This is a genomic window from Streptomyces sp. NBC_00078, assembly GCF_026343335.1.
GTDB lineage: Bacteria > Actinomycetota > Actinomycetes > Streptomycetales > Streptomycetaceae > Streptomyces.
Genome location: NZ_JAPELX010000001.1, coordinates 846478 through 868490, shown reverse-complemented (window position 1 = coordinate 868490; position 22013 = coordinate 846478). Strand labels below are relative to the sequence as shown.

Genomic DNA, 22013 nt, shown 5'->3' with positions numbered 1-22013 from the left:
CGGCCCGTCCGGTGCGGGTGCTAGTGGGCCGCGGTCGGCTGCCCCGTGCGCCGCCTGCGGCGGTGCAGGGCGAACGCGGTACCGGTCGCGGCGGCGGTGACGAGACCGGCGACCGCGATCGGCAGCGCAGGGGAGGCGGAGCCGGTGTCGGCCACGTTCTGCGCCCTCAGGTCCTGGACGTAGGGCGGGTAGGCGCCGTGGGACGAGGTGTTGGTGGCCGTCCCGCTGTGGTGCGGGATGCCCTTCACCGACTTGACCGAGCCGTCCCTGTTCAGCAGCACCTGCTTGTTGTTGGGGTGCCGGAAGTCGAACAGGCCCGTCAGGGAGCCGGCGCGCTCGTCGAAGGAGGCGTCACCGATCCGGCCGGTGTGCCAGTTGTTCTCGATGAACCTGGTGATCGACGCCTGCTCGGTGCGGGTGTGGTCGACCGCGTTGACCTTGCTGTAGGGGGAGATGACCAGCAGCGGCTGCCGGGTGCCGGGGCCACAGCGGTCCGCATAGCCCTTGGCCGGGGCCGGACCGGACTGGCAGGCCGGGCTGTCGAGGGCCTTGCCGTTGGATCCGGCGGTCGAGTTCCTGGAGCCGTTGAGCACCTTGGCGGCGACGTGGTCGTACCAGCCGTCGGAGTCGTCGTAGGCGAGCACGACCGCGGTGGACTTCCACTCGGGCGACCGCTGCAGCGCGTTGATCTCCTTGATCAGGAAGTGCTGCTCGTCGGTCGGATCCGAGTAGCCGGCGTGGCCGTCCTGGTACTCGGCCGCCTTCAGGAAGCTCACCGCGGGCAGGTTGCCCGCCTTGAGGGTCGCGTCGAAGTCCGTCAGGTCGTAGTTGTGGTTGGCCCGGCCGTTGTGCCCGATCTCGGCGACGCTCTTCGGGGCCAGGTGGTGCGGGTTGGACGTCGACTTGTAGTACTCGAACGGCGAGTGGTGCGGGCTGTAGTCCTCCACCGCCGCGCCGCCGACGTTGGTGTGGGTGGTACCGCCGCACTTGGCGTAGTCGCCCTGCTTGCCGTCCCAGGCGGTGCTGGGCCGGAAACCGCCCTGGAACCAGCCCCAGCTCACACCCTTGGCGTTGAGCAGGTCACCGATGTTCCTGCCCTGCATCGACGCCAGCGCGCTCGTCGCGGTGTGGTCCTTGTCCGAGCAGTCGTCGTAGGCGGGGTCCGGGTCGTTGATGAGCGTGCCCACGCCCTTGGCGTCGGGGGAGACCACGGCGTACGCGTCCGGTGTCGAGGTCTGCTTCGGGTTCTCCGTGCCGGTGGCCGGGTCGACGGAGATCACGCCGTGGGTCTGGCCGGAGACCAGGTTGAGCGCACCGGGAGTGGAGGGCCCGTAGACCGAGCTGAACGACTTGTCGCCCAGCGCGTAGTGCTGGGCGTAGTTCCACAGGGCCGTGACGGTGTTGCCGTCGTAGTAGTCCATCACCAGGCCGGGCTCGCCGAAGAGCCCGGTGCACTTGTTGACTTCGGTGTTCTCGACGTACTTGTCGGCCTTGCCGCCGTCGGCCGCGTACTGCTCGGGGCCGTAGGAGTGGTTCTGGTCGCAGGTCATCGCCTGCGAACTGGCCAGACGCTTGGGCTTGTAGAGGTTCGGGTTCCTCATCAGCAGCCCGGAGTTGAGGAGGTTGTCGGCCTTCGGGGTGCGCGCCGCCGCCTTGAAGTGGGTGCCGTCGGTGTTGGCGGCCTTCGGATACGTGGCGAAGTAGTGGTCGAACGAGACGTTCTCGTCGTAGATCACCACCATGTGCTTGATCGGGGTCGCGGTGTGCGTGCCGGAGTGGCCGTGGCCGGTGGCCGCCGAGGCCGGTACGGCCCCGCCCGCGCTCGCCAGGGCGGCCGCGCCGAGCAGGGCACCCGCACGGGTCAACCCGCGCCACGCCCTTGAGGTTCTGCCTATGCCGATCATGCTGTCTCGCCTTCCGAGAGCACTGCGTCCACTGAATTCCGTCGCCACGGCATATCCGTGGCCAGGACATCTACGGCTGGATCCTGGGCAATGGTGGCGGCGGGGCGGGGGAGGGGCAATGACGGCTCAGAGAATGTTCGGTCAGGAAATGCTTATTGTCTCTTGGCCCGCTCTTGACCGGCGTTCAGACGGGTGGGTTCAGGCCAGCAGTGTGCGCCCCAGCCAGTCGGAGCCGTCCCGCACGCCCGGCAGGGCGAAGAAGTAGCCGCCGCCGAACGGGGAGATGTAGTCGACCAGCGGCTCGCCGGCCAGCCGCTTCTGCACGGCCTCGAACTGTCGGGCGAGGTCCTGCTGGTAGCTGCAGAACAGCAGCCCCATGTCGAGGTTGCCGTTGCTGTCCGTGCCCCGGTCGTAGTTGTAGCCGCGGCGCAGGATGCGCTGCCCGTCGGTGGCCGCGGTGCGCGGGTTGGCCAGCCGGATGTGGCTGTCCAGGGGGATCACGTCGCCCTGGGGGTCCTGCGAATAGTCGGGGGCGTCCTTCTCGTGGCGTCCGTCCAGGGGTGCGCCGGTGTCCCGGGCACGGCCGAACATCCGCTCCTGCTCGGTGATCGAGACACGGTCCCAGAACTCCACCAGCATGCGGATCAGCCGTACGACCTGATAGCTGCCGCCGACCGTCCAGTCCGGCTCGCCCGCGCCGCCGCCCACCCACACCAGGCGGTCCATCGCGCGGGCGTCGCGCACGTCGGGGTTGGCGATGCCGTCCTTGAACCCCATGTGGTTGCGGGGCGCGCCCGAGGGACGGGGCGGGCTGATGAAGCCGTCCAGGCGCCAGCGCACCTGCATGGCGCCGCGGGTGTGCCGGGTGATGTCGCGCAGGGCGTGCAGCACCGTGTCGGTGTGGGCGGCGCACAGCTGCACGCTCAGATCGCCGTGGCACCAGGCGGCGTCGAGGTCGTCGTCGGGGAACGAAGGCATCGTGGTGAGCCGGTGGGGTCTGCGGGCGGCCAGGCCGTAGCGCTCGTCGAAGAGGGAGGCGCCGGCACCGACGGTGACGGTCAGTGCGTCCGCGGGGACGTCGGGGCCGACGGTGCCGGAGTCGACGGGCGGGGCGGTGATGCCCAGCTCGTCCTGGCTGCCGCCGGCGGTGAGGAACCGGGCCCGGTCGGTGAGCGTGCGCAGCAGGTCGGCCAGTTCGCGACGGTCCTCGGCGGTCGTGTCGAAGGACACGAAGGCGGTGGCGCGCTGAGCCGGGGTGAGGATGCCGGCCTGGTGCCGGCCGTGGAAGGCCACACGCGCACTCTCGCGGGCTTGCGCGGCGGCGGACGCGGCCCCGTGGTCCGCGGCCACGAGTCCCGTGCCGGCCACGGCAGCGGCGCCGGCCAGGAAGCCCCGGCGTCCGACGTTTTTCAGCGGGTTCACGCGGTCCTCCGTACGTCGGTGAGAGCGGCCACGTCGGACAGCCGCTCGACCAGCTCGCCCAGGTCGGCGTCGGCCTTCTCGCGCTGGGCGCGGGTCAGCCGGTCCAGGGGCGTCCAGTGTCCGTCGTGGTCGAAGCCGTCGAGCGTGCGCCCGCTGCGGGCCATCCATGTGTCGACGCCGGACAGGCCGGTGTCGCGGGTCTTCAGCAGCGGACGAAGGTATCCGAGGAGCACGCCGGTGCCGTCGAGGTTGGCGCGGGCGGTGGCCAGACTGGTGCCGCTGCCGTAGTCGGTACGGCCGGTCAGCTCGAACTGCACGGTGTTCTCCAGGATCTCGTGCGCGCGCAGACCGACGTCCGCCGGATCCATCCGCTGGTCGGGCCAGTGGTCGCGCAAGGTGTGCGCGGCCCCTGCGAGCCGGTCGGCCGGTCCGCGCAGGCGGCTCGCCGGCTCGCCGTGCCACAGCCCGTACTCCACCCGGTGGAACCCGGCGAAGTCCGCGTCGTGCACCCCGCCGGACAGGCCCGCAGTGGTGCCGTTGATCGCCGCGTCCGCGTCGCCGAACGTGCCGTAGGCGGCACCCATCCGCTCGTACACCAGATGCGCGGTGAACCAGTCCGTGCGCGCGGTCTTCAGGTCCCCGCGGCCTATCGCGTCGCGCAGCGCGTCGGTCTTCCGCGCCAGCTCGACCGTACGGGCCTGGATCCACTTCTGGTAGGCGAGGGTGGGCGGGATGAGCTCCTGCTGGGTCACCGGGACGGCGCCCGGACCGCCCTTCGCCGTCGCGCCGCTGATGCGCACGGTGGGGCCGGTGACCGCGTCGGCGTCGTCGGGCAGGCACTTGAAGGCGTACGTGCCGTTGCCGAGGGTCACCCGTATCGGGCGCTCGGTGCCCGGCGCGAGTCCCTCGACCTCGCCGTAGACCGCGCCCGTCCTCGGATCGGTCAGATCGACCTCGGCCGCTGTGCCCGAGCTGTTGCGCAGATCGAAGACCTGGCGGCCGGGTTCGGGGTGGGTCCAGCCGCGGCCGCAGCCGGCCGAGGTGATCTCGACGGTGGTGTGCCGCAGACCGTCGGGCGGCCTCGCCGCGTGGCCGTCCCCGCCAGATCGCCCGGCCGCCAGAGTCCCGGCCACCACCGCGGCCGCGGCCACCAGGGCACCGCCTGCGAGCAGCGCGGTGCGCCGCCGGGGCGGGCGGAGCGGGGGCGCGACGGGATCGGATGCGGCTTCGGCGCCGACCGCGGGTTCGGGCATGCCGGGCCTCCTGGGAGTCGGACGAACGAGGCGGCGTCGGCCGATCCTACGCAGCCGGCGGGACCGCGACCGCGTTTCCGAACTGCTCCTGACCAGAGGGAAAGCCAGAATTCGCCCGCGGTTCACCTACCGGCCCGGCAGGTGCCGGACGACCGCGGGTGGCCGTCTCACGTGCGGTAATTCCGGGCGATCTGCCCGCGGTGGTGGCTACCGTACGGGTCATGGACGTGACGTTCACCAAAATGTCCGGGCGCCGCTACCGGATGACCGTCGTGCGCGGGAGCGGTCCGGAGCCGGCGCCGCGACAGGGGCCCGGCCACGACGACTGGCTGCCTCACGACGCGGTGCACTTCCTGGTCGAGGCCGAGGCGAGGCTGTCCGGTGGGGTCTTCGGCCGGATCGCGGCCGGCCGGAGCAACATCTTCTGGGCAGCCGATCCGGCGGTCAGGAGGCGTCAGGCGCGACGGGAGGCGAAGTGGCAGCCGAGTAAGGCCGAGCATGCCGACATGGCTCGGTCCGAGGCACTGGCCTCGGCGTGCGCGCCGTGTGGCGGTTGCGGGCGGGCCTGAGTCAGGAGCTCCCCGATCGCCTCTCTTCGACGGAGCCGGACATCGGCGATCCGCAGCTCGTCGAGCGCGTCCTCCTCCGCCTGGACGAGTTCGCCGCCCGCTGGCACGCGCTCCCTGCGGGGGGCGGCCTCACCTTGACGTGGCCGCCACGCGGGCAGCCGCTGCCGCTGCACGGACCGCGGAGCGCGGGACACGCTCGCCACTGACCCGGGCGCGGGCGACCTTCCCTCGGGCCGCGTCCGCGTCGCCCGCTGCGACGACGGCTGATCCTCACCTGATCCGAACGACGGACTCGGGCCGCGGCCCTCAACTGCCTCCCGGCAGCGCACGGTTCAGGACGGCGTCCAGGTCGGCCGCGTCGGGCAGGGTGCCGAAGGCGTGTCCCCAGTCGCCGCCCAGCCGGGACGCGCAGAAGGCATCGGCGACCGCGGGCGGGGCGTGCCGGACGAGGAGGGAGGCCTGCAGGGTCAGCGCCATCGACTCCACCAGGCGGCGGGCGCCGGACTCGGTTCCGTTGGCCAGCTTCTCCCCGAGCCTGACCACGGCGGCGTCCAGCCGGGCGTCCGCCCCCTGTGCCAGGGCGAGTTCGTCGAAGAGAGCCTGCGCGGTACCGGGGTCACGCCTCAACGCCCGTAGTACATCAAGGGCGTTGACGTTCCCGGAGCCCTCCCAGATCGACAGCAGCGGCGCCTCGCGGTAGTGCCGGGGCATGCCCGACTCCTCCACATAGCCGTTGCCGCCGAGGCACTCCAGGGCCTCCGCCGTGAAGGCCGGGCCTCGCTTGGTCACCCAGTACTTGCCGACGGCGGTCGCGATCCGCCGGAACGCCGCCTCACCCGCGTCTGCGCGCACCGCCCGGTCCGCGGCCCCCGCCAGCCGCAGCGTCAGCGTCGTGGCCGCCTCCGACTCCAGCGCGAGGTCCGCCAGGACGTTGCGCATCAGCCGCTGGTCCACCAACCGCGCCCCGAACGCGCTGCGGTGGCGCACATGGTGCCCCGCCTCCACGAGGGTCTTACGCATCAGCGTGGCCGACATCATCACGCAGTCGAGCCGCGTGCAGTTGACCATCTCGATGATCGTCTTGACGCCCCGGCCCTCGGGCCCGACCAGCCAGGCCACGGTCCCGTCGAACTCAGGCTCGGAGGAGGCGTTGGACCGGTTGCCCAGCTTGTCCTTGAGGCGCTGGATGCGGAAGGTGTTGCGGGTGCCGTCGGGCAGGATCCGCGGCACCAGGAAGCACGAGAGGCCCTCCGGGGCCTGCGCCAGTACCAGGAACACGTCGCACATGGGCGCCGACGTGAACCATTTGTGCCCGCGCAGCGCGTACATGCCGGGCTCGGCGGTAGGCCAGGCCGTGGTGGTGTTCGTCCGGACGTCGGAGCCGCCCTGCTTCTCGGTCATCCCCATGCCCGCCAGCAGGCCGCGCTTCTCCGTCGGCACCCTGAGCTCCGGCTCGTACTCCCGGCTGGTCAGCAGCGGTTCGTAGATCTTCGCCAGCTCCGGCTGGGTGCGCAGGGCGGGGACGGCCGCGTACGTCATCGACGTGGGACAGCCGTGCCCGGCGTCGGTGTGCCCCCACACCAGCCCGCCCGCGGTACGTGCGACATGGGCCCCGGGCCGGTCCTGAGCCCACGGAGTGGCGGCCAGGCCCTCGGCGACCGCTGCCCGCATCAGGTGGTGCCAGCTCGGGTGGAAGTCGACCTCGTCGACGCGGTTGCCGTAGCGGTCGTGCGTGCGCAGTACCGGCTCATGGACGTTCGCCAGCTCGGCCCACTCCTGCGCCTCCTCGCTCCCGGCCCGCAGTCCCAGCCGCCGGACGCCCTCCTCGGCCCATCCGGCGCCCTCCCGGCGCAGCCCCTCCAGCAGGGCCGTGTCCGCGGAGGCGTCGTACGGCGTCAGGGCGGGGGGCTGGTTGGTGACGTCGTGCGTGGCGTACTGCTGCCGGGGCTGCGCGGGCGCGGGTGTCGAGACCATGCAGCCATGTTGCATCTTTTATGCGGCCGTAGCAATATCGCAACAAGGAGGTTCCGCGTAAAGGCCGCACGTGAAGGACACAGGTGAAGAGCGCACGTAAAGTACGGGCTCATGCGGATGAACGTGTCAGTGCAGCCCGGCGAGGTCGCTCTGCCGCCGCTGTCGGCGCGGTCGGTCGTGCTGAGTCTGCTGCTGGGCACGCACCCGCCGGAGCTTCCGGTCAAGGAGCTCGTCCGCGCGGTGGAGCCCTTCGGTGTCGGCGGTTCCACGCTGCGTGCCGCCCTCAGCCGGATGGTGGCCGCCGGCGACCTACGCCGCACCGACGCCGTCTACGGGCTCAGCGACCGTCTGCTGGCCCGCCAGCGCCGCCAGGACGACGCGGTGGAGGCGCGCACGCGCGCGTGGGACGGCGGCTGGGAGATGGTGGTGATCACGGCGACGGGCCGCGGCCCTGCCGAGCGTGCCGACCTGCGCGCCCGGTTGACCACCCTGCGGCTGGCAGAACTGCGCGAGGGCGTGTGGCTGCGCCCCGCCAACCTCAGCCGCGCTCTGCCGGACGCGCTGGAGCAGGTGGCCCAGTCCTACACCGCCCGCCCCGACCGGCCCGCGCGTGAACTGGCCACGCAGCTTTGGCCGTTGGACGCCTGGGCCGCGACGGCCCGTGCCCTGCTCGCCCATGTCGCCGAAGCACACCGCCCGGCCGACCGTTTCACCGCCTTCACGGCGGTCGTGCGCCATTTGCTCGCCGACCCCGTGCTGCCCCCCGAACTCGTCCCCGCCGACTGGCCGGGCGCGGCCCTGCGCGCCGCGTACGCGGACTACGAGCGGGAGATCACCGGATCGATCGGACACTGAATCGAGCACCGAACGGGGCACGGAACGGGACATTGAGCTGGACATCGAAATCGAGTACCGGCACGACGGCGGCCGTACGAAGCGCCGCCCGGGTGCGCCTCGTACGGCCGGGTTCACCGTTGGGGGTTACTTGTAGGTGATGTCCGAGCTCGCGTACTTGCAGTACCTGCTGTCAGGCCCCGAACCGTTCTTCGGCGGCTCCGCGCCCGTGTTGTTCCCGATGTACTTCTGGCACGGCACGATCTTCTTGCTGCTGTCCCCGACGATGGTGATCTTCTTCAGGGTCGCGCTGTCGCCGTAGTTGGTGTTGATCCCGACCAGTGCGCTGCCCTTGTACGTCGCCTCGATGGTGTTGAGGTTGATGGTCCGCTTGTACTGCGTCGAGCAGTTGCCGCACGAGCGGACGAGCTTGCCGAAGTTCTGAACCGCGAAGTTGGAGATGTTCAGCGTCCCGGCTCCGTTGAACTGGAACACCTTGTCGCTGGCCTCCTTCGCGCCCCCGCCGGAGACGGTGTAGACGTTCGACGACGAGGAGCCCCGGAACGTCGCCGCGTCCTCGCCGACGTCCTCCCACCACACGTTCTGCAGCGTGCAGTTGCCCTGGCAGTGGATGCCGTCCGCGGCGGGCGAGCCGATGATGACGTTCTTCAGGACGGCGCCCGGGGCCAGTTCGAGGATCGGGTCCTGGTCCTCGTTCTGGCCGCCGGTGCCGAGGTCGCCGCTGCCGTAGAGGCGCTTCATCCCGTAGTCCTTGGTGCCGGAGACCGGGATGGTGGCGGTGACCGCCTGGCTGCCGTGGGCGGTGGGCCAGGTGGCGGCGCTCGCCGGGGCCTGGGCGTCTCTTGTCATGATCATGACAGCTGTCAGGCCGAGCGCGGCCAACGTGGCGCCCAGGGCGCGCCGGCGGGCGCGTGCAGGTGCTGGTGCTGGTGAAGCCATGTCCCAATGCCTTCTTCCAGTTGGGGGGGCAGGTCGGGGGCGGTCAGAGTTTTCCGGTGCCCGCGCCGGACGTCACCGAGGCGACGACGGACGAGGCGGGCTCGGCGGTGTAGCCGTAGGGAGGGCTGGTGAAGGTGCCGACCTGCGAGATCTCGGTCGCGGCCCCGCCGAGATCATTGCCGCGCAGATTGGCGTACCCGTCTTCGTCGCTGTCGCGGCTCGTGGTGACGGCGACCTTCGTCGAGCGGAAGACGTTGTTCTCGACGAGCATCTGGGCGCCCATGCGCGAGTGACAGGCGGTCTCGGCGCCCACGACGTAGTTGTCGTAGAAGTGCCCCGTGCCGAAGCGCAGGCTGGGGATGCGCGAGTAGACGTTGCTGAACTGGTTGTGGTGGTACGTCACCCGCAGATGTCCGGTGTCCTCGCCGGCGTTGTTGTCGCTGTGGCCGACGAGCGAACCCTTGTAGTGGTCCTTGAACGTGTTCCAGGAGACCGTGACGTAGTCGGACCCGTGGTTGATGTCCAGCAGGCCGTCGTAGTAGTCCTTGTCGTGGTCGCGGTCGGCCGAGAAGGCGTTGTGGTCGATCCACACCTTGGTCGACGCCTGGACGGTGACGCCGTCGGCGGGCGCGACCGGCTTGCTGATGTTCAGGTTGCGGATGACGACGTTCGTCACCTTCTTCAGCCTGAGCCCGCCCCCGGTGAACCCGGACGACGAACCGACGCCCAGGACGGTGGTGTTGGACCCGATGTCGACCTGACCGCTCAGCGGGATCAGGCCGTTCACCTTCACGACCTTGGCCGTGCTGCCGGTCACGGCCGACTTGAAGGCGCCCAGCGTCGAGACGGTGACGGTCGAGGCGCTGCCGCCACCGGTCGTTCCTGCGCCGAACCCGACCGGCGAGGAGCCGGCCGCTCCGGCCGACTGCGGGAGGGCCAGGACGGACACCGTCGCGAGGGCGGCCGCGGCGGCCGCCCACAGGGCGGATCTTTGCGCGTGTGTACGTGGGGGGTGAGTACGCATGCGGTGCGTCCCTTCAGGAGGGCTTATATATACCTGTACCTGTACCTGTACGTGAACGACGTACGTCATGCTGAATGCGCAGTGCGGACGTGGTCGCGGTTTTGGGTCCGCCAGTGGCGCCTGTCGGTCACACTTCTGAACGGAACGTAGGGGGCAAGCGCTTTCTAGTCAACGCTTTGCGCAGAAGACATTCGTCAGGCCTGGAGAGCAGGAAGGACTGTCTTGAATCCCGCGCGCAAGTGGTGTGGGAGCGCTTCCGTGACGGTCGTGTCCATGCCATCATCGGACGCTTCGCCTTTCCGAGAGATTCCCGAGGGTTCCGAGAGGCTCCCGAAAGGGGCGAGTCGATGACGGCTCCGCGCACGCGTACGTTGGCAAGCGGACTGGTGCTGCTCCTGCTCGCCGTCCCGGCACTTGTCCTGTCGCCGGGCTCGGACGGCCGCCGGCGGCGGGAGGGCGGACCCGCTTCCCGGGCCCTTCATCCGGTCCGCCGGCGGCCCGCTGATACGCGGCCGCACCGCAGGTCTTCTACTTCGCGCCGCAGAAGAAGTGGTACATGGTTTTCCAGGGTGTTGCCGCTGTGTGTACTGCCCACCGGACGGTTTCCGACGCTGCTACGAGGCCTGCTGCTCGCCTGTCGCCCGCGCCGCCGCCAGCAGCGACTCCCAGTCCGCCAGCTTGACGACACCGCGGCCCAGCGAGGCACCCAGGGCCGCTTCGGCCCGCTCGATCGCCTGCCAGCCCGCCCACTGGACCGGCTCGATCCCCTCGGCGCGCAGTGCGGCGACCGGATCCCCGGGCAGCTCCTTGCGTTCGAGCACGGAGGCGTCCTCCAGCAGCGACATCACCGTCTCCTTCGCGCACGGACGGTTGGTGCCGATCACTCCGGTCGGGCCGCGCTTGATCCAGCCGGCCACGTACTCGCCCGGCGCGACGACGCCCGCGCGCAGCACGCGCCCCGCCAGATGCGGCACGGTGCCACCCGCCGCATCGAACGGCAGCCCCTCCAGCGGCACTCCCCGATAGCCCACCGAACGCAGCACCAACTGCGCCTCGATGTCCTCGTACCGTCCCGTGCCCGCCACACCTCCGCGCCCGTCGGGTTCCGTCCGTTCGAAGCGCACCGCGCCCACCCGGCCGCCGTCGGCGAGCAGCTCCACGGGGCGCAGGAAGAAGCGCAGCCGGATGCGGTGCGGGACGTCCTCGGGCGGCCTCTGGGCCCAGCCGCGCAGCACTTCCACGTTGCGGCGCTGGACCGCAGGCAGCGCGGCCGTATCGGCGCAAGCGGGATCCAGCGCCAACTCCGCCTGATTCACGGTGATTTCGGTGTCCGGGAGCCCGCCCAGCTCGCGCAGCTCCTTGGTCGTGAAGCGGGCCTGTGACGGGCCGCGCCGCCCCACCATGTGGACCTCGCTCACCCGGCTCGCGGACAGCGCGCCGAGGGCGGCCTGCGGCATGTCCGTCGGGCTCAGCTCCGCCGGGCCGCGGGCCAGCATCCGCGTGACGTCCACCGCGACATTGCCCACGCCGATGACCACGGCCGACCGGGCGTCCCGCACGAAACCGTCGTCGTCGGCGTCCGGGTGGGCGCTGTACCAGGACACGAACCGGGTCGCCGACCAGCTGCCAGGAAGATCCTCGCCCGGGATCCCCAGGTGGCGGTCCGTGGCGGCGCCCACGCAGTACACCACCGCGTGGTACAGCTCGCGCAACCGGGCGGCCGGCAGCCCGCCGGGGCCGACCTGGACGCCGCCGAGGAAGCGCACCCGCTCGTGCTCCAGGACCGTACGCAGGTTGTTCTGCAGTGACTTGATCTTCTCGTGGTCCGGCGCGACGCCGTAACGCACCAGGCCGTAGGGGCACGGCAGCCGGTCAAGGACGTCGACGGACACCGCGGGGTCCAGCTGGACGAGGCTCTGGGCGGTGTAGACCCCGCTGGGCCCTGAGCCGACGACGGCGACACGCAACACGGCGGAACTCCTTACGAGAGGAGATCGCTGACGGCTCCAGCATCGCACCGTCCGTGCTGCGCTGACAGGGTGCAGGCGCACCGTGGACGTGCGTGTCCGTTCCTGCCGTATGTGATCAAGTGGTTACGTTCTGTGTGTGCTAGAAGCATCCTTTCTTGATCTTTCTGATCGTTGTCCGACGGACGGCACGGTGTCCGTATGGCCCGCGTGGGAAGTGCGGGAGGACGATCGCGCCACGTCGTGGTTCAGCGTCCGGCTGGTGTTCGGCGACGGCGCACGGGTCGACGCGCTCGCGATGGTCTGCGAGGGCTGCGCCGCGCTGGAGGACATCCGGGCTCAGCCGGCGCTGTCCCTGGACGACCTCGCGGAACTCGCCGACTGGATCGAGGAACCGCTCTTCCGTGCGTGCCGCCCAGGGCCGGATCCGGCTGCCGGGCCGGACGGATCCGTAAGCTCCCGGCGGGCCCGGTCCGGCTGGCCCCGCGGCGTCGAGGGGCGCTGGCTCGTCGCCCAGAAGTACCGCGCGGCGCAGGAGCAGGGCGCCGATCCGGTCCTCGCGGTGATGTGCGCGACAGGACACAGCCGGCGCAGGTCGCTCCGCCTGATCTCGCAGGCCCGCGACTCGGGGTTCTTGACGCCACGTCACGCACGACGCTGACGGGCGCCGCCATGGGGTCGGTGGGGCGTCCGTCACCGGTCCGAGGGCTCCGGCCGGGCGGGCCGCTCGCCGGGCCCGTCGCCGGTCGCGAAGTACCGTGACAGATCCGCCTCGTACGTTCCCGCGGCCGGCGCCCCGGCGTCGGGCGGCACGCCCATCTCCCAGTCGATCCGGTAGCGCTTGAACAACTCGGCCCGGAGGGTGGTGATCGGCATCGGCACGTTCGGCAGCACCATCGCGTAGACGGCGCCCATCAGCAGGGAACGCAGCATCGGATAGTCGGCGTCGACATCCCGCGACCCGCACCGTGCGACGGCGTCCCGCAGCAGCTCGGCGAGGCGCTGCTGCTCCGGGCACCCCACGAAGCCCTCCGCCTGCAGCAGCCCGGCCATGTGCTGGCGCATCAGCACTGGACGGTCCCGGCCCATCCGCAGAATCGCGTCGATGGCCCGCGCCAACCGCTCCCGGCCGTCCTCGATGCGCGGCTCCCGCTCGACCGCCTCCTCCAGGGTGCGGTGCATCAGCCGGTGCACCGCGGACTGTACGAGCTGGCGCTTTCCCGGGAAGTAGTACGACACCAGACCGCGCGCCGAGCCCGCTCTGTCCGCGATGTCGCCGAGCGTCGTCGCCTCGTAGCCGTGCTCACCGACCAGCTCGACGGCCGCTTGCAGGAGCCGCTCCCGGGAACGTCTCCGCAACTCTTCATTGACCGAGGCGCTGCGCGGGGACATGCTGTAACTCCTGCGTTGACTGGCTATCAGCCAACTATACTCAACACGTCCCGATCGGAGTCCCGTAGGGGCTGGTCAGGGCTGCCGTCCGTCTGGGGCGACGCGGGGGATCGTCTCAGGCGGACGGTCTTTTTCGCCCAGATGGTGTCCTGAGGCTACTTCCCGAAACCTTCGTACTCCCGCCGTCCCTGAGGCGGGCACGTGCCGAGCGGAGGAGGCCTGCGGACATGGAACAGGACCGGCAGATCCTGGCCAGGATCACGGAGATGGTCGAGGACGAGCGCAGGCTCCGGGAATCCCTCGCGTCCGGCGAGATCGACAGCACGACGGAACAGCGGCGGCTCGGACAGCTGGAGCGCTACCTCGTCCAGTGCTGGGACCTGCTGCGGCAGCGGCGCGCGACGGCCGAGTTCGGAAAGAACCCGGACGAGGCGCGGGCCCGGTCGTCGTCGCAGGTCGAGGGCTATCTGGAGTAGTCCCGGGCGGACCCGGGACCGGCCCGCCGCTCAGTCCACCAGGTCCAGCACGGCACGCAGCCCGTCCGGCCGCTCGGACGTCGGCAGATGGTCCACCAGGTGCACCCGGCAGCCGAGGGCCGCCGCACCGCCGTCCGCCTCCCGGTCGTCACCGACCATCAGGACCTCCACCGGATCAACTTCGAGTGCCTCGCAGGCCGCCGCGAACAGCCGTGGGTCGGGCTTCTGGATGCCGTGCTCGTACGACAGGACGTACGCGTCCACATACCGGTCGAGGCCGTGCTCGCGGAAGACCGGGCGCAGGTCCCACCCGATGTTGCTCACCACGCCGATGCCGATCCCGCGCTCGCACAGCGCCTGGAGCACGTCGGCGGCGTCGGGGTAGGGCGCCCACGCGGCGGGCGTCCTGTGGCGGTCGTACAGTGTGTCGTGCAACCCGGGCTCGGGGAGCGGCACTTCGCGGGAAAGACCGGTGTAGGCGGCGCGGTGCAGCGCGGCGCTCTCGTCCCGGATCCGCCACACCTCGGCGAGGTGCGCGGGCAGTTGTGCGGGGCTCGCTCCGCCGGGCTGCGCCCCGGCCACTTGCAGCGCCTTCGCCGCCTGGGTCAACTCCGGCTCGGAGAGCGTCATTCCGGCCTCGTCCAGCACCGCCCGCAACCAGGACTCGGTGGACTCGATACGGAAGAGGGTGCCGGAGAAGTCGAACAGAACGGCCATCATGACTGGATCTTACGTGGCCTGCTCACGGTCGCCATCGCTGGTGGACCAGCACGGCCAGCGCCACGACCATCGCCCCCAGGAGCCAGCCGCCCACCACGTCGGAGGGCCAGTGCACGCCCAGCCACACACGGGTGAGGCCCACGCCGGCCACGGAGACCCCGGCCACGGCCAGCGCAGTGCGCCACAGGGCGCGGCCGGGGCCGCAGCGGTGCAGGAGCCAGAGCAGGAGGCCGCAGACGACCGTGGCGGTCATCGCGTGTCCCGAGGGGAAGGCCGCGTAGTGGGCCGTGTCGACGGGGTCGGGCCAGACGGGGCGCGGACGGTCGACCGCGGACTTGAGGGCCTGTTGCAGCAGGGTGCCCAGCGAGCAGGTGGCCACCAGCCACAGTGCCGTCCACCACGCCGCACGTCTCCACACCAGCCACAGCACGGCCGCCGCGCACACCAGGCGCATCGTCCAGGGGTCCCAGACCCAGTCCGTCAGGATGCGGAACGCGTGGGTGAGGCCGGGTTCGTCGACGGCCCAGCGGTGAGTGGTGCGGGCGATGTCGCCGTCGGTGCTGGTCAGGGGGTGCCACTTGACCGCGACGAGCGTGAGCAGCAGTGCGGAGCACAGGGCGAGGAGGGTTGCGGCGCGGGCGGTGGCGTTCTGGTCGGGCGGGCGGGGCGGGGAGTCGACGGGCGGGTTGTGCATCCACTGATCCTCCCTGACCGGCGGGGGCCGGGGCCAATGTCCGGAACTCCTGAGCATCCCGAGGCCGACGCCGGGGCGAACCTGGCCGCCCCGGGCGGGCACTACCCCAGGGCCCGCAACCCTGGTACGAACGCCACCAGTACCGGCACCACGGGCACCAGCGCGGCTGTCGCCGTCAGTCCCAGCCGTCTGGTGGCCGTGAGCCGGTCGGGTGCGCTGAGCAGCCTGCGCACGCGCTGCGGAACGTGTGCCTGGGCGCTGGGAGAGGGGCCGAACACGCCCCGGTCCTCGTTGAGTTCGACGAGTGCGAGCGCGGTCGTCAGACGGCCGTGGCGGCGCGAGGCCATGTCGTCGGCGGCGAGCTCGACCAGCCGGTGCATCTCGTCCCGGAACCCCGCGAACACCGGCACCTGCGGGAACCCGACCGCCAGCGCGGCCGAGCAGTGCAGCAGCCAGTCGTGCCGGGCCTGGGCGTGCCCCTGCTCGTGGGCGAGGACGGCGTCCAGCTGCCGGCCCTTGAGGCGGCGCAACGCGGCGGTGGTGACGACGAGCCCGGGCGCCGCACCGGCCAGCCACCAGGCGTCGGCCCGCTCGCCCTCCAGCACGACCAGCCGGCCGTCCCCGGGATCCTCGCCGGGCAACAGCGGGGCACGGACGAGGAGTTCGGCCCGGCGACGGCGACGGCGCGCCCGCGCCCGCGCGACCTCCCGGACCAGCATGGCCACGCTCCACACCCCGGCGCACGCGAGCGCGACCGCGGTCGTCGCCGCCCACGGCCCGTTCGCACCGAGCGCGTAGGCGTCCACGACCGTGTGCGGCGCCGCGGCGAACACATGGCCGCGCACCGCCTGCCACGCGGCCGCCGCGCTCAGCGTCATCGACAGCGCACAGCACATGAGGACGGCCGCCACCACGCACTGCCACACCCACAGCGCGACCACCGGTTCACGGTCCGCCCAGTCGGCCCGGGCGAGCAGCCGTGGGGCGACGACGGCGGCCAGCGCGCCGAGCAGCAACAGTGCCGCGGGGACCATCATGGCGATCACCCTATGAGTCCGCGCGCGCTCGGGGCAGGGGCTGTCGCGGCAAAGTGACGCAAACAACGGCCGCGTGCGGGGTGCGGCGGTTCAGAGCGTGAGCGGGACACGGCGGCTCACAGCGTGATCAGCATCGCCACCATCGCGATGCCCATCGACAGCCGGCAGGCCCGCGCCAGCTCCGGCCGGTCCCCCCAGCCCGCGGTGCCGCCGCCAGCGGTGACAGGTATCAGCCGGACTCCTGACAACAGCACGTATCCCATGAAGTAGAGCAGCAGCATCCCCGTCACCAGGGGGACTCCGGACGAACTCCCGTGCCCGGCATGGTGTCCCGGAGCGGCCGCCATCGCGACCGCCATGTAGACCATGGCCGAGGCGCCCACCAGGTGGTGCAGATGGTGCGCGCTCGTCCGCGCGGTCCACAGGGCGCGCAGCGCGGCGACGCCGAAGACGGCCGCGTAGCCGGGCCAGGTCCACGGCGGCGGGCTGAAGGCCGCCGCAGGAACGGCCATGGCGGCCATGCCGAAGCCCATCAGCGCCTCCCCGCCCGCGGCCCGGCGCTGCTCCTCGACCGTGCTGCGCATCCGCAGCAGACAGTAGGCCCCGGTCGCCGCGCACAGCGCGACCAGCAGCCAGCCGGGCGAAGCCGGTCCGTGCACGCGCACCTCCCCGCTCGACGGTGTCGACAGTCGGTGGTTGCCCGCACAACGCGGCGCGCATACAAGCGCAAGGGAGTACACGGGGAGCGTTCGAGGGAGCACGGCAGGTGAGAGCAGGTGGGGAACTGTGGGCGGGATTTCCTTTACTAGTAAAACACCTGCTAATGTAATGCCACATGACCCCTGCGACCCCCACTCCCGTCACCCCGCGCGGCCGCCGCCTCCCCCTGTCCGGCGTGCTGCGTCTGGGCCGGCCCGCGGACATCTGGTTCAAGCCCGCCCTGAGTGTGGTCGCCTCGGTCGCCCCGCCCAATCTGACGCTGCTGGCCCTCGGCCGGCTCGACCTGGCGCTGTACACCATGGCGGGGTCGCTGTGCGCGCTGTACGCCCACAACCGCCCCTACGCCGCCCGGGCCCGGGTCCTCGCCCGGGTGGTCCTCGGCATGGTCGGCGGCCTCGCCGTCTCCCTGGTCACCGCCTCGCTCACCGGCAGTGCCGTCGTGCTCGTCACCGTCGGCGCCCTGCTGGCCGCGCTGCACAAGGCACTGTGCGACGTGACCCGTATCGGTCCGCCCGGCAATGTGGTCCTGACCTTCATCACGTCCGCCTCCCTCTTCGCCCCGCAGACCCTCGGCCAGGTCCCCGGCCATCTCGCACTGGCTCTCGGGGCGGGCGGCTGGGCCTGGCTCGTCGGCATGGCCCCCGGCCTGCTGCGCCCGCACGGCCCGGAGCGCCGGGCCACCGCGGGCGCCCTGAACGCCGCGGCCGCGTACGCCGGCACGCGGGGCACGGGCGACGGCCACGCGCGCAACCGCGCCACTGCGGCCGCCGCTGTCCAGGCCGCCTGGCAGTCGCTCCTGGCCACACGCGGCTCCCGCACCCGGCGTGCCCTCGAACACCTCGTCGTCCGCGCCGAAGTCGCCCTCGCCGCACCCGCCGACACCGACCCGGAGCAACTGCGCTTCTGGGCACGCGAGTTGACCGGCACCAGGCCCATCCCGGTCGTCCTCGACCCGGTGGCCACCGACGAACTCCCCGGCGTGGACGCCGAACTCGCCGTCCCGCCCCGCCCGTTGCGGCAGCGCCTCGGCCCGCTCACTCCGATCGCCGTCCGCACCGCGCTCGGCTGCGCCCTCGCCGGCTACGCCTCCCTGGCCCTCGGTATCGGCCGCCCCTACTGGGCCCTGGTCACCGCGGCCTCCCTCTATCAGGCCAACCTCGTCCTCACCTGGAGCCGGGGCGTCCAGCGTGTCGTCGGCAACCTCCTCGGCGTCCTGCTCTTCGCCGCCGTGGCCCCGCTCGCACATCTCGGCCAGACGGCCCTCGTACTGTGCTGCCTCGTCTTCAACTTCGGTGCCGAGGCGCTGATCGGCCGCAACTACTGGCTCGGCACCGTCTGTGTGACCCCGATGGCGCTGCTCGTCACCGAGTTCACCGGCTTCCAGGAACCGGGGCGGCTGATCACCGAGCGCGCCGTGGACACCGTCATCGGCGCCCTGGTCGGCCTCGTCGCGGCCGTCGCCGTCACCAACCGGCGCGCCGGCGACCGCGTCGAGCACGCCCTGGCCGCCGTCGAGCGCTCCCGCGAGAACACAGCCCGCCTGCTGGCCGAGCCCGCCCCCGCCCCCGGCGCCCTGCGGGCCGCCCGCCGCTCGCTCGCCGCCGCCCTGGCCGACCTGCGCGCCACCGTCGACGCCGCGTCCGGCGAGTGGTGGCAGCGCGCCCTGCCCCAGGAGCGGGTCGTGCGCGCCGAGCAGGCCGGACACCGTACGCTCGCGGCGACGGTACGGCACGAGGGGCCGCGCCGGAGCGCGAGAACGGAGGACGTACGGCCATGACGGCACCGAACGGACGGCAGGCACGCGCGACCAGGGGCGACGACACCGTCTCCGCGGTCGTGCGCCAGTGGCGTGCCGTCCACCCCGACCTCGACACCGGCCCCATGGAGATCATCGGCCGCATCAACCGCTGCGCCGCCCTCCTCCAGCAGGCCGAGGACGGCCCGCTGCGCCGTACCGGCCTGAGCCGCCCCGAGTTCGACCTGCTCGGCGCCCTGCGCCGTACCGGCCACGAGCTGACCCCCAGCGAGCTGGCCCGCGAGACGTACTCCTCCGGTGCCGCCGTCACCAAGCGCCTCAAACAGCTCACCGAGCGCGGCCTGGTCGAACGCCGCGGTGACGCCCGCGACCGCCGCGTCGCTCACGTCCGCCTCACCGACGCCGGCAGCGCCCTGTTCGACGGGACCCTGCCCGAGCAGCTCGCCTACGAGACCTCCGTACTGTCCGTGCTCGACCCGCAGGGGCAGGACGAACTCGCCGGTCTGCTCGGGGAGTTGCTCGGCCGGCTGGAGGGCCGGCACGGCACCCTGCGCGCCTGAGCGGCGGATGCCAAAACGTTCGGACGGCGGACGCCCGTTGACCTGACCGATACCGACTCCCTACGTTCGACCAGGCCGGTTCGGATCACCGGCTGACGTACGAGATGTCGAACCAGCGATCAGCGAGGGAAGCCGTGGCAGCCGAGACGCTCACTGTCGACCTGGGCACGGAGACGGGCCCCTTCCACGGCGGAGCCGCCGGCACGCTCTACGGCCTGTACGGTGACGGTGTACCCAGCCGCGCCGTCGTCGAGGGCATGTACGTCCGCACGGTCTCCACCAAGGCCCAGGACGGCATCCAGCATCCCGGCGCCGACGCACTGGAGATCCTCCCGGCGTTCGTCGCCGCGGGCGGCAGGGACGTGTACGTCTACCACACCGACATCCACCGCGGTTTCCCCTACGAGTGGCCGGGCGCCACGGGCGAGGAGCGGCTCGCGGCCCACCTGGAGAGCATCCGCCGCCAGGCCGAGCAGGTGCAGACCCTGGGCACTGTCAAGTCCCATGTCGTGTACGTGCCGTTCAACGAGCCCGAGGGCAACATGTTCGGCACGGGGGAGTGGAGCTACGACGGCGTCTCCTGGCGCACCGAGCCGGGCCCCTACTTCGCGGCCTGGCAGCAGGCGTACCACCTCATCAAGGGCCTCGACCCCGAGGCGCGCATAGCCGGCCCCAACACCTGCGCCCTGTACCCCGAGGTGCGCGGCTTCCTGGAGTTCTCCCGCGATCACGGCGTGCTCCCCGACGTGATCACCTGGCACGAGCTGTCGTCGCCGGACGAGGTCCGCACGAACGTCGCCAAGTACCGTGCCCTGGAGCGGGAGTTGGGCATCGGCCCGCTGCCCGTCAACCTCAACGAGTACGCGCACAACTACCACCTGTCCGTGCCCGGGCAGATGATCCAGTGGATCGCCGCGATCGAGGAGTCCAAGGTCGACGCCGACATGGCGTACTGGAACATCGCCGGCAACCTCAACGACTCCGCGGTGGAGGCGGGCAAGGGCAACGGGCAGTGGTGGCTGTTCAACGCGTACGGGCAACTGTCCGGGAACACCGTCCGGGTGACGGCGCCGCACCCCAACGTGCAGTACACACTGCAGGGCGTCGCCGCACTCGACCGGGCCAAGCGGCAGGCGCGTGTGCTGTTCGGCGGTGCGAGCGGCGCTGCGGACCTGGTCCTCACGGGCGTCGACGCGGAGGTCTTCGGCGCGCGGGTCCACCTGCGGCTGCAGGAGATCCCCTGGACCGGCCAGGTCGGCGCGAGCGCCCAGCCGCTGCGGCTGCGGGACCTCGAACTGCCCGTCGTGGACGGCCGCGTGACGCTGCCCCTGACCGGCCTCGACGAGATGTCGGCCTACCAGCTGATCCTCGCGCCGGGCGGCAACGGGGCCACGCCGCAGCCGCCGTCGGTGACCTGGCGGCGGACGTACGAGGCCGAGGACGCGACGTACACGGGAGGCGGATACGCCAAGAACGGTCCCGAAGGATCCCCCTCGGACGTCGAGAGGTTCGCCACCTCCGGCGGCCATCACGTGGGCGGACTGCGCACCGGCTCCGACGGGGTGCTCGCCTTCGACGTCGAGGTCCCGCAGGACGGCACGTACGACATCCGGGTCTTCGCCAACTCCTGCAACCTCGCCGACCTGGTGCGCGAGAACGGCCCCACCAACGTCTTCCTGCGCGTCGACGGCGAGGACCCGCGGGAACTGCGGCTGCCGCTCGGCTACAAGTGGGCGGTGTGGGGCCACACCGACACCGAGGCCGAACTGACCGCGGGGCCGCACCGGATCACCCTCGCCGCGCAGGACCCCGAACTCGGCACGACCAAGGGCGACGCGGTCGTCGACAAGCTGGACCTCGTTCTGCGGGACGAGCGGGAGGCTGTGTACGACGCCGAGTACGCGGCGCTCGGCGCGGGCGCCAGGATCAGCTACGCCCACGTCGGCGCCTCCGGCCCCGGTGTCGCCGTAGCCCCCCGCGGCGGCACCGTCACCTTCTGGGTGCACGCCGCCGACGACGGCGAGGCGACGGTCACCGTCGACCTGCTCGGCCCCGGCGAAGGCCTGCTCACGGTCAACGGTGAGGAACTCGGACGCGTCCGGCGAGGTCCCGTCCCGCTCTTCCTCGCGGGCGGCATCAACAAGATCGCGGTCACCGGGACGTCGGAACTGCTGGTCGTGGACCGGCTGCGTGTCGGCGCGGCCCGCGGACTGCTGCCCGTGCGTGTGAGCGCCGCCGAGGAAGGCGTCCTGACCGGCACCGCACACGTGACGGGACTCTCGTACGCCACCGGCGGCAAGGCGGTCGACGGCATCGGCGCCGGGCCCGGCAACGCGCTCACCCTGACGCTCACGGCCGAGCGCGCCGGACGGCACGCGCTCACGATCCGCTACTCCAACGGCGAGCAGGCACCCGCCACCCACTACAACCCCGACCCGGTCTGCCGCCACGCGGACATCTCCGTCAACCGGGCCGCGCCGCACCGAGTCCTGTTCCCCACCACCTTCCACTTCAACAACTTCTGGAACCTCTCCGTCCCCGTCACCCTGGACCAGGGCCCCAACACGATCACCATCACCGCCGACGAACTTCCGGACTTCGACGGCCACACCCGAAACCAGTACGGCCTGCGCTCGGCGTACACCCCGGTCATCGACCGGGTGAGCGTGACCCCGCTTGTCTGAGGGGGGCCCTGTCGTGTCGGGCATGGCGAACGGCTTCCGGGACCTCGCGGGCGGCGAGTTCGAGCGA

Annotated in this window: 19 protein-coding genes; 7 read left to right on the top strand and 12 right to left on the bottom strand. The window is 71.6% G+C overall.

Annotated features, from left to right (window positions below):
• Positions 1–20: 20 nt before the first annotated feature.
• The 3 genes from OOK07_RS04040 to OOK07_RS04030 all read right to left on the bottom strand — a co-directional run bounded on the left by OOK07_RS04040 (position 21) and on the right by OOK07_RS04030 (position 4579).
• A complete protein-coding gene (locus OOK07_RS04040; protein ID WP_266676985.1) occupies positions 21–1904 on the bottom strand; it encodes a phospholipase C in 1884 nt (627 codons plus the stop codon).
• A 198-nt stretch (positions 1905–2102) separates the two neighbouring features.
• Positions 2103–3326 (bottom strand): iron uptake transporter deferrochelatase/peroxidase subunit, encoded by a 1224-nt coding sequence (gene efeB / locus OOK07_RS04035; RefSeq protein WP_405673024.1) that lies wholly within the window; start codon positions 3324–3326, stop codon positions 2103–2105.
• Entirely contained in the window at positions 3323–4579 is a 1257-nt protein-coding gene (locus tag OOK07_RS04030; RefSeq protein WP_266795019.1) for an EfeM/EfeO family lipoprotein, read from the bottom strand. Before OOK07_RS04030 ends, efeB begins: the two co-directional genes overlap by 4 nt.
• Positions 4580–4800: 221 nt before the next feature.
• Between OOK07_RS04030 and OOK07_RS04025 the strand changes: the two genes are divergently transcribed.
• Entirely contained in the window at positions 4801–5148 is a 348-nt protein-coding gene (locus OOK07_RS04025) for a hypothetical protein (RefSeq protein WP_266795017.1), read from the top strand.
• Between the two features lie 306 nt (positions 5149–5454).
• Here the strand turns inward: OOK07_RS04025 and OOK07_RS04020 are convergent, their stop codons facing one another.
• Complete coding sequence (locus OOK07_RS04020; protein WP_266795015.1) at positions 5455–7122, bottom strand: acyl-CoA dehydrogenase family protein; 1668 nt, start codon at positions 7120–7122, stop codon at positions 5455–5457.
• Between the two features lie 111 nt (positions 7123–7233).
• Between OOK07_RS04020 and OOK07_RS04015 the strand changes: the two genes are divergently transcribed.
• Positions 7234–7977: a PaaX family transcriptional regulator C-terminal domain-containing protein gene (locus OOK07_RS04015; RefSeq protein ID WP_266795013.1), complete on the top strand. Its 744-nt coding sequence runs from the start codon at positions 7234–7236 to the stop codon at positions 7975–7977.
• 126 nt (positions 7978–8103) lie between these two features.
• Here the strand turns inward: OOK07_RS04015 and OOK07_RS04010 are convergent, their stop codons facing one another.
• From OOK07_RS04010 to OOK07_RS04000, 3 genes are all read right to left on the bottom strand, one after another.
• A complete protein-coding gene (locus OOK07_RS04010; RefSeq protein ID WP_266676975.1) occupies positions 8104–8916 on the bottom strand; it encodes a pectate lyase in 813 nt (270 codons plus the stop codon).
• A 43-nt stretch (positions 8917–8959) separates the two neighbouring features.
• On the bottom strand, positions 8960–9940 hold the full coding sequence (locus OOK07_RS04005; RefSeq protein WP_266676973.1) for a pectate lyase family protein: 981 nt from the start codon (positions 9938–9940) through the stop codon (positions 8960–8962).
• Positions 9941–10554: 614 nt separating this feature from the next.
• Entirely contained in the window at positions 10555–11910 is a 1356-nt protein-coding gene (locus tag OOK07_RS04000; protein ID WP_266795010.1) for an FAD-dependent oxidoreductase, read from the bottom strand.
• A 190-nt stretch (positions 11911–12100) separates the two neighbouring features.
• On the opposite strand from OOK07_RS04000, the gene OOK07_RS03995 reads away from it, so the two are divergent.
• The gene (locus tag OOK07_RS03995) at positions 12101–12568 is read left to right on the top strand and encodes a DUF6214 family protein (RefSeq protein ID WP_266676969.1); all 468 of its coding nucleotides are present in this window, start codon (positions 12101–12103) and stop codon (positions 12566–12568) included.
• 32 nt (positions 12569–12600) lie between these two features.
• Here the strand turns inward: OOK07_RS03995 and OOK07_RS03990 are convergent, their stop codons facing one another.
• Positions 12601–13299: a TetR/AcrR family transcriptional regulator gene (locus tag OOK07_RS03990; RefSeq protein WP_266676967.1), complete on the bottom strand. Its 699-nt coding sequence runs from the start codon at positions 13297–13299 to the stop codon at positions 12601–12603.
• 227 nt (positions 13300–13526) lie between these two features.
• On the opposite strand from OOK07_RS03990, the gene OOK07_RS03985 reads away from it, so the two are divergent.
• Positions 13527–13775: a DUF2630 family protein gene (locus OOK07_RS03985; protein ID WP_266795008.1), complete on the top strand. Its 249-nt coding sequence runs from the start codon at positions 13527–13529 to the stop codon at positions 13773–13775.
• Between the two features lie 30 nt (positions 13776–13805).
• Here OOK07_RS03985 and OOK07_RS03980 read toward each other — a convergent pair whose 3' ends face one another.
• From OOK07_RS03980 to OOK07_RS03965, 4 genes are all read right to left on the bottom strand, one after another.
• Entirely contained in the window at positions 13806–14495 is a 690-nt protein-coding gene (locus OOK07_RS03980) for an HAD family hydrolase (RefSeq protein WP_266676949.1), read from the bottom strand.
• A 22-nt stretch (positions 14496–14517) separates the two neighbouring features.
• A complete protein-coding gene (locus OOK07_RS03975) occupies positions 14518–15189 on the bottom strand; it encodes a phosphatase PAP2 family protein (protein ID WP_266795007.1) in 672 nt (223 codons plus the stop codon).
• Positions 15190–15290: 101 nt separating this feature from the next.
• Entirely contained in the window at positions 15291–16226 is a 936-nt protein-coding gene (locus OOK07_RS03970; RefSeq protein ID WP_266795005.1) for a M56 family metallopeptidase, read from the bottom strand.
• Between the two features lie 116 nt (positions 16227–16342).
• Positions 16343–16885, bottom strand: coding sequence for a DUF5134 domain-containing protein (locus OOK07_RS03965; RefSeq protein WP_266676946.1), 543 nt, complete (start codon positions 16883–16885; stop codon positions 16343–16345).
• 176 nt (positions 16886–17061) lie between these two features.
• Between OOK07_RS03965 and OOK07_RS03960 the strand changes: the two genes are divergently transcribed.
• The 3 genes from OOK07_RS03960 (at position 17062) to OOK07_RS03950 (ending at position 21946) form a co-directional block, all read left to right on the top strand.
• Positions 17062–18723: an FUSC family protein gene (locus OOK07_RS03960; RefSeq protein WP_266795003.1), complete on the top strand. Its 1662-nt coding sequence runs from the start codon at positions 17062–17064 to the stop codon at positions 18721–18723.
• The gene (locus OOK07_RS03955; RefSeq protein ID WP_266795001.1) at positions 18720–19262 is read left to right on the top strand and encodes a MarR family winged helix-turn-helix transcriptional regulator; all 543 of its coding nucleotides are present in this window, start codon (positions 18720–18722) and stop codon (positions 19260–19262) included. The genes OOK07_RS03960 and OOK07_RS03955 overlap by 4 nt, the downstream gene beginning before the upstream one ends.
• A 104-nt stretch (positions 19263–19366) precedes the next feature.
• A complete protein-coding gene (locus OOK07_RS03950; protein ID WP_266795000.1) occupies positions 19367–21946 on the top strand; it encodes a carbohydrate-binding protein in 2580 nt (859 codons plus the stop codon).
• Positions 21947–22013 lie beyond the last annotated feature (67 nt).